This is a genomic window from Sporosarcina quadrami, from assembly GCF_014836615.1.
Lineage (GTDB): Bacteria > Bacillota > Bacilli > Bacillales_A > Planococcaceae > Sporosarcina > Sporosarcina quadrami.
Genome location: NZ_JACSQN010000009.1, coordinates 83,922 through 99,419, shown reverse-complemented (window position 1 = coordinate 99,419; position 15,498 = coordinate 83,922). Strand labels below are relative to the sequence as shown.

Here is a 15,498-nt window from a genome sequence, read left to right as displayed (position 1 = left end):
CGCAAAGGATAGTTTTCCTTGCGGGTGTTTTGTGTATCAGATTTTAAATTGATTGATTGTGTTTGTCAGTTCTTCACTGAGGTCAGTCAATGTTTCGGCTGCTTCAGTGACGGACTGGATTGCATGTAATTGTTCTTCTGTCGATGCACTCACTTCTTCACATGCGGCTGCCGTCTCTTCAGAAGTCGCCGCCATCGTCTGAACGATCATTGCGACGTCGTCTTTATTTTTCGTAACGTTGTAGATTTCTTGTGTAATGGAGTCAATGGACAGTTGCATTTCATTCATCAAGTTGGAAAGATCTTTAAATGAAGTTTCCGTTTCCTCAACGACATGTCCTTGTGTCCGGAACGTGTCGATTGTATCATTCATCTCCACGGCTACGAGCTTCGATTCCTCTTGCAATTCGAGTACAGTCACTTTTACATCTTCTGTTGCTTTAGAGGATTGTTCTGCAAGTTTCCGAACTTCATCCGCAACGACTGCGAATCCTTTACCGTGTTCACCTGCACGGGCAGCTTCGATACTTGCGTTCAAAGCGAGCAAATTTGTCTGAGCGGAAATTTCCGTAATGGTTTCCATTACACCGCCGATCGCTTTCACTTTATCGCCAAGTGTTGTAATCGCTTCACTCATCGTTCTTAACTTCGTGCCGGAGCTAACAAACGTTTCTTTCATTTCAATCATCTGTTTTTGACCATTTGCGTTCATAATGCTTGTACGTTCAGCAATATCAGTCATCTGTCCTGCTTTTATGTTAATATCGTTGATTTCATCGCCAAGATGTTCTGTCCGTTCTGAAACGTTTTCCGCGTCTTCAGCAGACTGGGAAGCCCCTTCAGCAATTTCCGAAACGGCATGAGCCACTTGAGCACTGGATGCATTCGTTTCTTCTGCGACAGCACTTAAGTTCTCGGAATTACTGCGGACATTGACAGCGGATTCGCTCACAACCGCTATGATGCCTTTCATGTTGGCAATCATCTTGTTGAAGTTGTCCCCAAGCAGGCCGATTTCATCCTTCGTCTTAATATCTGATTGAACAGTCAAGTCGCCTGTTGCAACGGAATCCATCAAACTGCTGATCGTTCCAATTGGTTTAATGATTCTCGCGATTACGATATACATGGCAACAGATACGATAATAATCGTAATTAATGCAATGATAATCATCGACGTTCTTATTTCATTAGCCATACTCATTAATTTTTCTTTTTCAAATACTGCGGCCACTTTCCAACCAAACTCAGGAATAGTCGTGTATACATCGATTTTTCGATGCCCGTCATCATCTGTAAATTCCACATCGCCACTTTCGTTTTGGAAAACTTCTTGAATATGTGGCAAGTCCATTAAGTTTTCACCGCTTTTTGTTGGATGAGAAATGGCGACACCTTGTTCATCAAGTAAGATCGTATATCCGTCAAATGGCAATTTGTTTGCACTCAACTCGTTTGTCAATTGTGTCAACATAATATCGACACCCGTCACACCAATAATTTTACCATTCTTTGAAACAGCTTTAGATGCTGTAATAACGAAATCACCTGTACCGTTGTCTATGTAAGGCTCTGACCATTGGACTTTTTCAGGTGTTGCAATTGCTTTTGTAAACCAAGGTCGACTTGTGGCATCATAATTCGTTAGATCTGCTTCGGGATATATAGCTGATTTGTTGTCAACTGTTGAGTAATATGCAGTAGAAGCTTCAGGGAAAACGGATAAAAAATCTTTTAATTCCAAGACAAGTTCTTTTTCCTGCGATGTATTTCCAATCTTGCCTGTGTACAAAGGTATTGATTTGGATTGTGCAAAAAGTCCAATCCCTCTTGTGTATTGATCTAAGAAATTTTCAATTGAACTGGTAGTCTGTTCGACAGTTGAGTTACTCATTCCAATAACCCGTTCAACTGATCGCTTCTTTACTTGATCGTTAATCATGAAGGACATAAGTAGAATACCGATTAAAAATAAAGCGATCGTCGTGAAAATGATTTTTGTCTTAATTGATTTGAACATGTTAAACTTCCTTCCGTAATTGGCTAGCACTAAAGTCTATTTCGGTTTAATAAAATGATTGTTTAGTACAAAAAAACCTTTGTTTAATCTTTATTTATTCGAATTGACAATTTCATGAGTTATCTTAATGCCTGATAAATATAGAATGAAAAATGAATGCGGTTTCATTAAAAACGGATATTTTTCTATTTCTCCTTAACTCTACTATTGACAAGCCGATAATAGACATAACGGAGTTCTCAATTACAGGGAGGTTTAGGATTATGGTTGGTCGCATTGGGGGAAGCACGACTTCACCGCAGATTGGCGGAAGTGTTGAAAGCGCGGTACCTGTTAACGAATTTGTCGTCGCGGAAGTGAAGGCTGTAACAACACAAACACAACAACAGCCCCAACAAGGAGAAGAAAAACAATTACCTGTTGAAAAAGCGAAACAAATGACCGATAGTATGAATAAGTTCCTGGAAAGCGTTAACACACAACTACGTTTCAAATTACATGACGAACTGAATGAATATTACGTAGCAATCGTCGACTCGACAACAGACGAAGTCGTCCGAGAGATTCCATCAAAGAAACTGATGGACATCCATGCAGCGATGAAGGAATTTGTCGGACTGCTCATCGACCGTAAAATCTAAGGAGGATGAACAACTATGCGTATAGGCGGATTAGCAACAGGAATGGACACGGAACAGATCATCAAAGACATGATGACTGCACACCGTATACCTTTAGATAAGATCACACAGAAAAAACAATATCTCCAATGGCAATTGGATGATTATCGTAGCTTTAATCGAAACTTAAGAGATACAGGATATAAAGTTACCGATACTGTTGGTAAACAGGCTACTTTTATGCAGAAGACAGTGAATGTCTCGAATCCCGATGCGATTGGGGTTAAGGCTAATGGGGCTACTGGGGAGTTTTCTGGGACGATTGAAGTTAAAGAATTGGCTACTCAAGCTAGTTTGCAGAGTGGAAAATTAAAAGAAAACATGTCTCAGATTGAATTAGACACCAAACTATCAGGTATAGGCATTGATATTTCTGGTACCGATGGAAAGCTAATTATAAAGTCTCCAAATGGTAAAGAATTAAATATTACTGTTGATGCGGAGGACTCTATAAACTCTATACTAAAGAAAATTAATGAAACAACAGGTTCAGGAGTAACAGCTTTTTATGATTCTCATTCGGGGAAAATAGCTTTAACTTCTAAAGACAGTGGACGAGGAAATATTGAGGTTAGTGGTGGTATAGCCGACAAATTAAAATTGAGTGGTGCAATAGTAAATCCTACTGATGACGGTCCAAGATTGACTTCAGGTCAAAACGCGAAGTTCACATTTAACGGACTTGAAACAGAACGTGCTTCAAACATATTCACAATCAACGGTTTCGAAATAAACCTTAAACAAGCTAGCACTGGCCCTGTTACCTTCAGCTCATCTCCAGATGTCGACAAAGTACTGGAATCCGTAACTAAATTCGTTGACGACTATAATAAATTGATCGAAGAATTACACGCGAAAATCAAAGAACCTGTTTACCGTAACTTCCAACCACTTTCTGATGAACAGAAGAAAGACATGAAAGAAAAAGAAATTGAACTGTGGGAAGAGAAAGCGAAAAGTGGTACGCTTCGCAATGATCCGACAATCTCAAGTATGCTTACGAAAATGCGTCAGATGATGAGTGAAGGTGTCGAGACTTCTACTGGTAAAGTCAGTTTGAAAGACCTCGGCATTACACCAATCAAAGATTATAAAGAAAACGGTAAACTTGAAATTAACGAAACAGAATTGCGAAAAGCGATTTCTGAAGATCCGAACAAAGTATATGAAGTTTTCGCCAAGACTTCCACAGCCACGGATAAGGGCGGTATTGCCATCCAGTTCCGTAAAACAGTAGATGAAACAAACAAAGTCATCTCCACAAAAGCTGGCAGTACAGGCTCTGTAAGTGACAGCTTCACGCTCGGTCGTACAATGAAAAGCTTCGAAAAACAGATTGAACGTTTCGAAGATCGGTTGAAAATGACCGAAAATCGTTTATGGAAACAGTTCACAGCCATGGAAAATGCAATTCAACGCGCTAACGCCCAATCTGCAAGTCTTGCAAGTGCACTAGGCGGCGGAATGTAACAATGGAAGCGGACTCGTTTGTCGATGTCCTCATTCCGTAAAAAGGAGATATGCAACTAATGGCAGTTAATAACCCCTATGCAACGTATCAGAATAATTCGGTGAACACGTCGACTCCTGGTGAGTTGACGCTCATGTTATATAATGGCTGTTTGAAATTTATTCAGCAGGCAAAACGAGCTTTGGAGCAAAACAATATAGAAGAGAAAAATACGTTCACGCAGAAGGCGCAGGCAATTGTGACAGAATTGATGGTGACGCTTGATCAGTCGCAAACAATTTCAAAAGAAATGATGATTTTATATGAGTTCGTCAATAACCGTTTGCTTGAAGGGAATATAAAAAATGACGTCGCGCTTTACGATGAAGCGGCTAGTATTATTACAGAATTCCGTGATACGTGGAAACAAGTTATTCAGATTAATCGTACGAAAATGTACGGGAATGTGGATGAAGTATGATTCGTCCTGCTTTAGTCCGTTGGCATGAAATCGCGCAACTCCTTCTTTCAGCGACGACGCAAACAGATGAAGACCAACGTGATTTTGTCATTGAGAAAATCGATGGACTGCTTGATGAACGCGATCAGTTACAACAAGAGATTCTTGCACCATTTACACCTGAAGAACAAGTATTAGGTGAGCAACTTGTGTTAATTGAAAAGCAAGTCGTCAGTGCGCTCGATGCTTATATGAAAACGATTAAATCGGATATCGATGCAACTAAGTCAAAAAAGGAACATGTGAAAAGTTATGTGAATCCGTATGGGAAAGTGGCGCGTGACGGCACTTTTTATGATGCGAAACAGTAATTAAGCCGGCCGATTTTGGTCGGTTTTTTTATAGCCAAACCTGTCTATACAGCTCTAAAAAATTGATATCGAATTAATAGAAAAAATAAACAGGTTAGCGAGAGTTGGAAAAGGGAATACATTCTCGACACCGACCTGATGGTGAGAAAGTGACTGGCCAACCAAAAGAATAAAAGCATTGGCTGAAGTTAGATAAATTTGGTTCTGTTTGGTATACTTATAGTAAGAAAAGGGTAAATGAGAGGTGAGAGGCATGCAATATAAGCGTCATGAGTATTTCAGGTATACATTCGACCAACCTATAGAAGCAGTCATGCAGATTTTACTGTCAGACGGCTCCGCGGAATCGAATCGTGGAACTTGCGAACTTCTGGATATTAGTCCGGGAGGTACAAAAGTGTTCACTGAATTTAATCTACCTGAAATGCGAGGGCCCGTACAATTACGCCTCATTTTCACCCTGTTTGAACAACCTATAACAATCGCAGGCGAGATTGCATGGAAGAAGCAAGTTTTCGGAGGGTTTCAATATGGTATCGACTTCATTGAAGACGCTGCTAGTGCGAACTTGATTGTCGGTGAATTGAAGTTACGCAGGCAACATGAGGCGGACGATAAGGCCGGCAAGTGAAAACTGAATTAAAGCAACTGGTCGTTTAATCGGCACAATTCGACAAGATTTTAATTTTCCTTCCTAAAAAAGAAGGAGATTGAAATAGATTTGTAGAAGAAGACAGTATCGGTTAATTAAAGGAGGAGTTCATATGCTAGATTTTAACATCCGAGGGGAAAACCTTGAGGTAACTCCAGCAATTCGCGAGTACGTCGAGAAGAAAGTCCAGAAACTTGAAAGGTACTTCTCAGAAGGCTTAAAAGCTACTGCCCATGTAAACTTGAAAGTGTACAATGACCGACAGACGAAAGTGGAAATTACAATTCCGATGAAAAATTTGACACTTCGTGCAGAAGAACGTCACGATGACATGTACGCAGCTATCGATTTGATTGTCGATAAGCTTGAACGTCAAATTCGTAAATACAAAACAAGAGTGAACCGCAAATTCCGTGAGCGTGAAGGTGTTGCAACTTTCTTACAGACGCAGGAAAAGGAAATGAACAGTCAGGAAGAACAGCAAGACGACAGTGATTTCCAAGTTGTCCGTACGAAGCAGTTCGACTTGAAGCCGATGGATCAGGAAGAAGCAATTTTGCAGATGAATATGCTTGGTCACAACTTCTTCATCTTCACAGATTCTGAATCTGACGGTACACATATTATTTACAAACGTAAAGATGGCAAATATGGTTTGATTGAAACAGAAGTAAACTGATGTGAGGCCTCCGGAGAAATCCGGGGGTTTTTATTTTGGTCAGGTGAATTTCTTCCTTTCATCCAAAAAATCACATCTTTTCTGCAATAAATGGCACCGACCATTTGCACCTCGCTTTTTACAATGGTAAAATGAAGGGTGAACTTAATGAGGATGTGACTTATATGCTTGGCGTATTGAATAAAATGTTTGATCCGAATAAGAGAGATTTGAAAAGACTAGAAAAAATTGCAGATAAAGTCGAGACATTTGCAACTGAAATGGAGCAGCTGTCCGATGAACAGTTGAAAGCAAAAACGGCTGAATTCCAGGAACGTGTTGCTAGTGGCGAGACGTTGGATGATATACAGCCTGAAGCGTTCGCAGTTGTTCGGGAAGCGTCACGACGGGTTCTTGGTATGTATCCTTTCCGCGTGCAAATTATGGGTGCTGCAGCGTTACATGAAGGTAATATCGCGGAAATGAAAACCGGTGAAGGTAAGACATTGACGTCTACACTTTCGGTTTATTTGAATGCTCTGGATGGCAAAGGCGTTCATGTCGTCACGGTTAACGAATATCTTGCTAGTCGTGATGCGACAGAGATGAGTGAGCTATTCGAATTTCTAGGTTTAAGTGTCGGTTTGAATTTGAACAGCCTCTCTAAAGATGAGAAACGTGAAGCTTATGCTGCTGACATAACGTATACGACGAATAATGAACTTGGCTTTGATTACTTGCGCGATAATATGGTTCTTTATGATGAGCATAAAGTGCAACGTCCTTTGCATTATGCCGTAATTGACGAAGTTGACTCGATTTTAATCGATGAAGCTCGTACACCACTAATTATTTCTGGGCAGGCGGCAAAATCTGCTGAGCTGTACCGTTTGGCAAACCGTTTCGTTATAACGATGAAAAAAGAAGACGATTATTCATATGATGAATCGACGAAAGGTGTCGTACTGACAGAAGCTGGAATCGAGAAGGCGGAAAAGGCGTTCAGTATCGATAACTTATTCGATTTGAAACATGTGACATTGAACCACGCGATTAATCAATCATTGAAAGCACATGCTAGTATGCATATCGATGTGGATTATGTTGTGCAAGAGGGCGAAGTAGTTATTGTCGATTCATTTACAGGGCGTCTAATGAAAGGGCGTCGTTATAGTGACGGATTGCATCAGGCGATTGAGGCGAAAGAAGGTCTCGAAGTCCAAAATGAAACGATGACGCTTGCGACAATTACGTTCCAGAATTTCTTCCGTATGTACGACAAGTTGTCCGGAATGACCGGTACAGCGAAAACGGAAGAGGAAGAGTTCCGCAATATTTATAATATGAACGTTATCGCCATTCCTACAAACCGTCCGATAGCGCGTGACGACCGTCCTGATCTGATTTATTCATCAATGGATGGGAAATATAAAGCGGTAGCAGAAGATATTAAGGAACGTCACAAGAAAGGGCAGCCAGTTCTTGTCGGTACGGTTGCGATTGAGACGTCTGAAATCATTTCGAACTTCTTGAAGAAATATGGTATTCCACACAATGTGTTGAATGCGAAAAACCATGGTCGCGAAGCAGAGATCATTTTGGAAGCAGGACAAAAAGGTGCTGTGACGATTGCTACGAACATGGCAGGCCGTGGTACGGACATTAAGCTTGGTGAAGGCGTTCAAGATGTGGGTGGTCTTGCGGTTATTGGTACGGAACGTCATGAATCACGCCGTATCGATAATCAGCTTCGAGGTCGTTCAGGTCGTCAAGGGGACGATGGTGTGACACAATTTTACTTGTCTCTCGAAGATGAATTGATGCGTCGTTTCGGTTCTGAGCAGATGAAAGGCATGATGACCAAACTTGGAATGGATGATACGACTCCAATTCAATCGAAAATGGTATCGCGTTCTGTTGAATCTGCGCAAAAACGTGTTGAAGGTAATAACTTTGATTCGCGGAAACGACTGTTGCAATATGATGATGTATTGCGTCAGCAACGTGAAATTATTTATAAAGAACGTAACGAGATTTTAAGTTCGGAAAATATTCGCGAAGTGCTCGAAGGTATGTTGAAGAATGTTGTCGAACGTGTCGTAGCAACTCATGCGCCTGATGAAAAAGATGCAGAATGGAAATTAAAAGGACTTGAAGATTTCCTTGGAGCAAATCTCTTACCTGAAGGTGCTATTACGGCAGAGCAGATGGAAGGTAAATCTGAGGAAGAATTAAATAAATTAATATACGATGCGGTCATTGAACGTTATAATGAGAAGGAAGCTGAAATGTCCGAAGAACGGATGCGTGAATTCGAGAAAGTTGTTTTGCTTCGCGCAATCGATTCGAAATGGACGGATCATATTGACGCGATGGATCAATTGCGTCATGGTATCCATTTGCGTGCATACGGTCAGACAGATCCGCTACGTGCTTATCAGTCTGAAGGATTCGCGATGTTTGAGGAAATGGTCACTTCGATTGAAAATGATGCATCCAAATATGTCATGAAGGCTGAAATTCGCAATAATCTCGAGCGAGAAGAAGTTGCGAAAGGTCAAGCTGTCAACCCGAAAGAAGACGGGGAGAAAGTGACGAAGAAGCCAGTACGCCGTTCAGTCAACATTGGTCGTAATGATCCTTGCCCATGTGGCAGCGGTAAAAAATATAAGAACTGTCATGGCAAGGAGTAACTGCCATGCATAGATTGCAAGAACTAAACTTTCCGTCAGTGGGCGCCTAGTTGCGCTAACTGATGGAATTTCACTTTATTCTCAGGAGGAAACAACTATGATGGAATTATCCGATGTACGCAACGAGCTCGACAAAACAGCTAAGAAATTAGCGGACTTTAGGGGGTCTCTTTGACTTAGAAAACAAAGAGGCAAGAATGCAGGAATTGGACGAAGTAATGTTGGAACCAGGATTTTGGGATAGCCAGGATGCTGCGCAAAAAGTCATTTCTGAATCAAATGCATTAAAAGATATTGTCGGCGAGTATAACGAGCTGAATGATACACATGAAAATTTGGAAATGACTTTGGAATTGCTTCGTGAGGAAAATGACGAAGAGTTGCAGGAAGAGTTGTTTTCAGAGTTGAAAGTATTCAAGAAGAAAATGGAAGATTTCGATTTACAAATGTTGCTGAGTGACGAATATGACCGTAGCAATGCGGTATTGGAAATTCATTCAGGAGCAGGCGGAACGGAATCTCAAGACTGGGCATCTATGCTGTTGCGTATGTACACACGTTGGGCTGAGCATCAAGGTTTCAAAGTGGAGACGCTTGACTATCAGGCTGGAGATGAAGCGGGCGTCAAATCCGTAACATTATCCATTAAAGGTCACAACGCTTACGGTTATTTGAAAGCTGAAAAAGGCGTCCACCGTCTTGTGCGTATATCTCCGTTCGATTCGTCCGGCAGACGTCATACGTCATTTTCATCGATTGAAGTGATGCCTGAGTTTGATGGTGATGTCGATATCGATTTGAAGATGGAAGATGTTAAAGTGGATACGTACCGTTCTTCAGGAGCGGGCGGTCAGCACGTCAATACGACAGATTCCGCTGTACGTATGACGCACATTCCAACGGGCGCGATTGTAACTTGTCAGACGGAACGGTCACAGATTAAAAACCGTGAACGTGCAATCAACTTGTTGAAAGCGAAGATTTATCAGATCCGCGTGGAAGAAGAGGAAGCTCGACTTCTTGAAATCCGTGGCGAGCAGAAAGAAATCGGTTGGGGAAGCCAAATTCGGTCGTACGTATTCCATCCTTATTCCATGGTGAAAGATCACCGTACGAATGAAGAGACAGGGAATGTCGGCGCTGTGATGGATGGCGAAATCGATATGTTTATTAACGCATATTTACGTTCACGTATTTCTTAAGTAAAAGCGCATTTAGTTGCGCTTTTTTTTATTTGATGTTTTAAAAACAAATATATGTGTATAGTAAGGTGTAGAGGTTTAACGGTTAAAGGTCTGCTTGAAATGGTATTTCGTTTATCGAATTGTCATCAATTTGATAAAATTGGTTACCTTCTTCAACGGTGTACCTTTCCTTTCCTTTGGTATACTAAGGGATGTAGCATATTAATTAATGACAGGAGGAAACGAATATGAAAAGCAAATTATTAGCAGTAGTTTTCGGTGCGACGCTCGTTCTCGGAGCATGTGGCGGCGACAAAACGGACTCTGGCAGCGGCGATACAGCTGGCGGTGTAGATGCGGACAAAGTTTACCAAGCGAACTGTGCAACTTGTCACGGTGGAAACCTTGAAGGACGCGGAAACGCTCCTGCTTTAGCTAACATCGGATCCGAACTATCTGAATCAGAAATCCACGAAATCATCGAAAAGGGTCTTCCTGGCGGCATGCCGGCTAATTTGATCCAAGGTGAAGATTTGGATGCAGTAGCAAAATGGTTGTCTGAAAAGAAATAATCACTATTTAGTAGCGCAACAGGCGAGACATGCCTGTTGCGTTTTTTTATTTATCATTGTTGAACTAAGTTGCTATATTGCAAAAACATTACATAACAAGTTCTTCATTTCATTCCAACTAACAAGTCACTTTACGTCGCCTGTCGAACTTCGACGACTTCTGTCGAATTAATCAACAAAGCCTATTCGAAAAATCCATCTCATCTCAAATGAAACATATCTGTAATACTTAGCGGCTCTTGTCGTGTTATAATGGGTCTGTCGGTGAAAAAAATAAGGAATACAATAATATTCAGGTGGTTTTTACATGATTGTGATGAAAGATGTTTATAAGAAATACCCGAATGGGGTTGTTGCGGCGAATGGCATCAACGTTAAGATTGCCCGGGGCGAATTTGTGTATGTCGTTGGACCGAGCGGTGCGGGGAAATCTACATTTATTAAAATGATGTACCGAGAAGAAACCCCGACAAGCGGCTCGATCATGATCAACAGCATAAATCTAGCAACGTTGAGGAGTAAGCGGGTTCCGTACTTGAGAAGGCAGATTGGTGTTGTCTTCCAGGATTTTAAACTATTACCGAAATTGAATGTTTATGAGAATGTCGCATTTGCGCTTGAAGTAATTGAAGAGACACCAAAACAAATCCGCAAGAAAGTGAATGACGTGCTTGCACTTGTCGGATTAACACAGAAAGCTAGAATGTTTCCAAATGAATTGTCTGGTGGAGAACAGCAACGGGTATCGATTGCACGCTCCATTGTGAATTCGCCAAAAGTTGTCATCGCGGATGAACCTACAGGAAACTTGGATCCAGATACATCTTGGGATATTATGAAGATTTTTGAACAAATCAACTCCCGTGGAACAACGATTGTCATGGCGACGCATAATAAGGAAATCGTCAATACGATCAGACATAGGGTCATCGTCGTCGAAGGCGGCATGATCACAAGGGATGAATATGAAGGGGTTTACGGTTATGAAAGCTAGGACGCTTGGGCGGCACTTCAGAGAGAGTCTAAAGAGCCTTGGCCGGAACAGCTGGATGACGTTCGCCTCTGTCAGTGCTGTAACGGTCACGCTATTGCTCGTTGGTGTGTTCATTGTCATTATGATGAACTTGAACCAATTGGCCGACAATATAGAGAATGATGTTGAAATAAAAGTGATAACGGATCCTGCGGCAGATGTCGAAGATGTGAAGTTATTAAAGAAAGAAGTCCAAGAAACTGCCGGTGTAGCTACCGTCATTTATTCTTCACGTGATGAAGAATTGGACAAGATGATCAGTTCATTCGGAGATGAATTGAACTTATATAAACAAAGTAATCCGTTAGGGGACGCCTTGTATGTGAAAGCGTCAAACCCGCATGAAACGGCTGAAGTCGCAGCTGAGATTGGTACATATGATCACATTTACCAAGTCGTTTATGGTGAAGGTAAAATCGAGAAATTGTTCAACGTGTTGACAATGAGCCGTAATGTCGGATTGGCACTCATTTTGGCACTATTGTTCACAGCGATGTTCCTCATTTCGAACACGATTCGTCTGACAATCGTTGCTAGAGGCAAGGAAATTGAAATTATGAAACTCGTCGGTGCGACGAACAGCTTTGTCAGAATTCCTTTCGTACTTGAAGGTATTTGGCTTGGTGTACTTGGCTCGCTCATTCCTATGGGTGTCATTTCATTCGCTTACTATGAACTGTATACCCAATGGGAACCGAAATTGCAAAATGAATTATTCCAGCTGTTAAGTGCGACACCATTCATCTTCCAAGTGAATGCACTGCTATTATTCATGGGTGTGTTCATCGGCATATGGGGTAGTTTCATGTCGGTGCGTAAATTTCTTAGAGTCTGAACGATACCACAAACGCAAGGGAGATGCTGTAGCTCCATTTGTGGTAGTCGATTAATGAACGATCCTGCGGCAGTAGCATAAAGGGGGAAACAAGGAATTGAAGAAACGCAGATTAGTAATGGCAAGCTTCGTCATTGTCCTCTTGCTGTCTTCGGTAGTTGGTACTACTGGGGCATTGGCGAGTACGTTAAACGATTTGAAGAAAGAACAGAAACAGAATGCAAATAAAAAGAGTAACTTAAATAAATCGATTCAGAACAAGGATAATGCCATTAAGACGACAGAAACGGAAATTCAGAAGTTCCTTAATCAGATTTCCAAGCTGAACAAAGAAATGGATGAGACGAACACAAACATGAATCGTGTCATTAGTAAGATTAACAAGACGAATGATGAAATTGCGGAACTCCGTGAGTCGATCGAAAGTCTTGAAAAGAAAATTGCTGAACGCGACGTTGTGTTACGTGAACGCGTACGTGCAATGCAAGTAAAAGGCGGTCAGGTGAGTTACATTGACGTACTTCTTGGCGCGAACAGTTTTGCGGACTTCATTGACCGTTTTTCTGCTGTAACGACTTTGATGGATGCGGATCGCGACATCATGCGTAAGCAGAAAGAAGACATCGAACAGCTAGAAACAGAGAAAGCGCTCGTCGAAAAGAAACTGGAAGAGTTGGAAGATGCAAAAGCTCAACTTGAAAAGTTAAAGGCGAATCTTGATCGGAAAAAAGTCGAAAAAAGTAAAGTGATTGATCAGTTGGAAGCGGAACAGAACCGACTTTCAAAGGAGAAAGAGCAATTAGAAGAAGAATTCCATGAGGCTATTGAAATTGAAGCTGAGCTTGAAAAGAAAGTAATTGCTGAACAGAAACGTATTGCTGAAATTGCCCGTAAAGAAGCGGAACGTAAAGCGGCTGAACGAAAGCGCAAAGCGAAAGAAGCGGCAGAACGCGCAGCTGCAGCGAATAGACCGAGCGCATTACCGCCTGTTTCCAATGGATTTTGGACAAAGCCTGCTAACGGACGCTATTCTTCGTCGTTCGGATGGCGTATGCACCCGATTTATCATACAGCAAGACAGCATCGTGGAGCAGATTTAGCTGTTCCAATCGGTTCAACAGTTGTTGCTGCAGGTGATGGTGTCGTTAACTATGCTGGCCAAATGGGTGGCTACGGGAACGTCATCATGATTACGCATTATAATAATGGACAGACGTTCACTACAGTCTATGCACATCTTTCAAGCATAGGTGTAAGCGTCGGACAAGTTGTCGATAAAGGAACACGCATTGGTGCTTCAGGGAATACGGGCGCGTCAACAGGACCGCATTTGCATTTTGAAATGCATATCGGTAACTGGACAGCATCAGGTCCAAGCGCAGTTAATCCGTTGAGATATGTATCGTTTTAATTAAAGAAAGTCGCTTGAGAAATTCAATGCAAATTTAGAATTTGTACATTAGAAACAAACAGATAAAGCGTATGCTCTTTCTTTAGACAGGGCATACGCTTTTTTGTGTCAATTATTTGAATGAAACATGTAATGCATGTCTTGAAGTTGGGCAGTTTTCTAGCATTCATCGTATTTTTCATATACCATAGCCCGTATATGGAAGTAAGGAGTTTGAATGCTATGCCTGTTACGAATTATTATCATATTTTCAAAATTACTTTCCCCTCTACATGGATTGCCATCATTGTTGCTTGTCTCGTAGCATATATTGGCATTCGGATGAAATATGGTAAAAATCATGCTGATCGGTATGGTGATTCGATTTTTTATTTGATTATCATTTGGAAATTATCTGTCGTTTTGACCGATTTTAAAACCGTTATTAATGCGCCGATTTCTATTGTATATTTCAATGGAGGATTGGTTGGCTTTTGTATTGGACTGGCGTTCGTTGCGTTTCTAACAGGACGTGATTATATGAAAGGAAAGGTCGATCGGGGAGGTGTCGGAGTTTTATTCAGCGGAGCTGTAGTGGCGCTCTCGTTATTTCAAGTTATGATGGTTATATTAAATAATGGAAGTATAGTTGTTAAGCTCCTTACAGCAGGGGTATTTTTAGCTACAGCCATTTTTGTCTGGCTAAATGCCCTTAAAAATACCGACCAGCTCATTCAATTGGCATTGCTCGTCATGGCGGCTCATACATTTGTCGCTGCTGTGCAGCCAAAAGGGATTTTTCAACCTGCACATAGTGTGACGCTTGCGATCTGCTTATTTTTCATCGTCATGTTCATGAGAAAAGACAAAATTGTTGTTGGAGAACGGGGGAATTGAAATGAATAAAAAAGTGATCGGCTATATTATAGCTGCGCTCGTCATCGGATCGATGATTGCAATTATGGTTAATAATAATTTGAATAAGCCTGACCCAATTGATACGTCAGGTACAATCGTCGCAGCGGGTGGAAATCCATCTGAAGATGAAGATTTAGAAGTCGGCTTGCAGCAGGGGAATTTACCGCCGGATTTTGAATTGGAAACGCTGGATGGTGAGATGGTGAAGCTTTCTGATATGAAAGGTAAAAAAGTTGTGCTGAATTTCTGGGCAACATGGTGTCCTCCGTGTAAAGCGGAAATGCCGCATATGGAAAATTATTATTCGAACAATGCCGAGAAAGAGAATGTGGAGATTTTGTCCGTCAATTTGACGACGGGTGAAAATCGCGGTGTAAAAGCAGTACAGGAATTTGTCGACGCGTATGAGCTTACGTTTAAAATCCCGCTTGATGAAGAAGGTATTGTCGGGGAGACGTATCAGGTGTATTCTATTCCGACGACGTTTATGTTAAATACGGATGGAACGATTTCGCAAAAGATTGTAGGACCGATGGATGAAGCGATCATGGAACAATTAATCGCTGAATTATACTAATAATAA

Annotated in this window: 15 protein-coding genes; 14 read left to right on the top strand and 1 reads right to left on the bottom strand. The window is 41.4% G+C overall.

Going from position 1 to position 15,498, the window contains the following annotated elements; translation table 11 throughout:
- Positions 1-36: 36 nt before the first annotated feature.
- Positions 37-2,019, bottom strand: coding sequence for a methyl-accepting chemotaxis protein (locus H9649_RS11150; protein WP_191694966.1), 1,983 nt, complete (start codon positions 2,017-2,019; stop codon positions 37-39).
- Positions 2,020-2,282: 263 nt separating this feature from the next.
- On the opposite strand from H9649_RS11150, the gene flaG reads away from it, so the two are divergent.
- The 14 genes from flaG (at position 2,283) to H9649_RS11080 (ending at position 15,492) form a co-directional block, all read left to right on the top strand.
- Positions 2,283-2,660 carry a flagellar protein FlaG gene (gene flaG / locus H9649_RS11145; RefSeq protein ID WP_191694965.1) on the top strand — a complete coding sequence of 126 codons (378 nt, stop codon included), beginning with the start codon at positions 2,283-2,285 and terminating at the stop codon, positions 2,658-2,660.
- Positions 2,661-2,675: 15 nt separating this feature from the next.
- Positions 2,676-4,169: a flagellar hook-associated protein 2 gene (locus H9649_RS11140; protein WP_191694964.1), complete on the top strand. Its 1,494-nt coding sequence runs from the start codon at positions 2,676-2,678 to the stop codon at positions 4,167-4,169.
- Positions 4,170-4,228: 59 nt separating this feature from the next.
- Entirely contained in the window at positions 4,229-4,630 is a 402-nt protein-coding gene (fliS, locus tag H9649_RS11135) for a flagellar export chaperone FliS (RefSeq protein ID WP_191694963.1), read from the top strand.
- Positions 4,627-4,980, top strand: coding sequence for a hypothetical protein (locus tag H9649_RS11130; RefSeq protein WP_191694962.1), 354 nt, complete (start codon positions 4,627-4,629; stop codon positions 4,978-4,980). Before fliS ends, H9649_RS11130 begins: the two co-directional genes overlap by 4 nt.
- A 253-nt stretch (positions 4,981-5,233) precedes the next feature.
- Complete coding sequence (locus H9649_RS11125) at positions 5,234-5,611, top strand: PilZ domain-containing protein (protein ID WP_191694961.1); 378 nt, start codon at positions 5,234-5,236, stop codon at positions 5,609-5,611.
- A 133-nt stretch (positions 5,612-5,744) separates the two neighbouring features.
- Positions 5,745-6,311 (top strand): ribosome hibernation-promoting factor, HPF/YfiA family, encoded by a 567-nt coding sequence (gene hpf, locus H9649_RS11120; protein WP_191694960.1) that lies wholly within the window; start codon positions 5,745-5,747, stop codon positions 6,309-6,311.
- A gap of 164 nt (positions 6,312-6,475) precedes the next feature.
- Positions 6,476-8,983 (top strand): preprotein translocase subunit SecA, encoded by a 2,508-nt coding sequence (gene secA, locus H9649_RS11115; protein ID WP_191694959.1) that lies wholly within the window; start codon positions 6,476-6,478, stop codon positions 8,981-8,983.
- Positions 8,984-9,083: 100 nt separating this feature from the next.
- Positions 9,084-10,185, top strand: a protein-coding gene (gene prfB, locus H9649_RS11110; protein WP_191695052.1) for a peptide chain release factor 2 whose coding sequence is annotated in 2 segments (ribosomal slippage) — positions 9,084-9,155 and positions 9,157-10,185 — 1,101 coding nt in all. Because the reading frame shifts where the segments join, the coding sequence is not laid out codon by codon here.
- Between the two features lie 230 nt (positions 10,186-10,415).
- The gene (cccB, locus tag H9649_RS11105; protein ID WP_191694958.1) at positions 10,416-10,739 is read left to right on the top strand and encodes a cytochrome c551; all 324 of its coding nucleotides are present in this window, start codon (positions 10,416-10,418) and stop codon (positions 10,737-10,739) included.
- A 307-nt stretch (positions 10,740-11,046) separates the two neighbouring features.
- The gene (ftsE, locus tag H9649_RS11100; protein ID WP_191694957.1) at positions 11,047-11,733 is read left to right on the top strand and encodes a cell division ATP-binding protein FtsE; all 687 of its coding nucleotides are present in this window, start codon (positions 11,047-11,049) and stop codon (positions 11,731-11,733) included.
- On the top strand, positions 11,723-12,607 hold the full coding sequence (gene ftsX, locus H9649_RS11095) for a permease-like cell division protein FtsX (protein ID WP_191694956.1): 885 nt from the start codon (positions 11,723-11,725) through the stop codon (positions 12,605-12,607). Before ftsE ends, ftsX begins: the two co-directional genes overlap by 11 nt.
- Positions 12,608-12,704: 97 nt before the next feature.
- Positions 12,705-14,018: a murein hydrolase activator EnvC family protein gene (locus H9649_RS11090; protein ID WP_225229826.1), complete on the top strand. Its 1,314-nt coding sequence runs from the start codon at positions 12,705-12,707 to the stop codon at positions 14,016-14,018.
- 222 nt (positions 14,019-14,240) lie between these two features.
- Entirely contained in the window at positions 14,241-14,894 is a 654-nt protein-coding gene (locus H9649_RS11085; protein ID WP_191694955.1) for a hypothetical protein, read from the top strand.
- A 1-nt stretch (position 14,895) separates the two neighbouring features.
- Positions 14,896-15,492, top strand: coding sequence for a TlpA disulfide reductase family protein (locus H9649_RS11080; protein ID WP_191694954.1), 597 nt, complete (start codon positions 14,896-14,898; stop codon positions 15,490-15,492).
- The last annotated feature ends 6 nt before the right edge of the window (positions 15,493-15,498 follow it).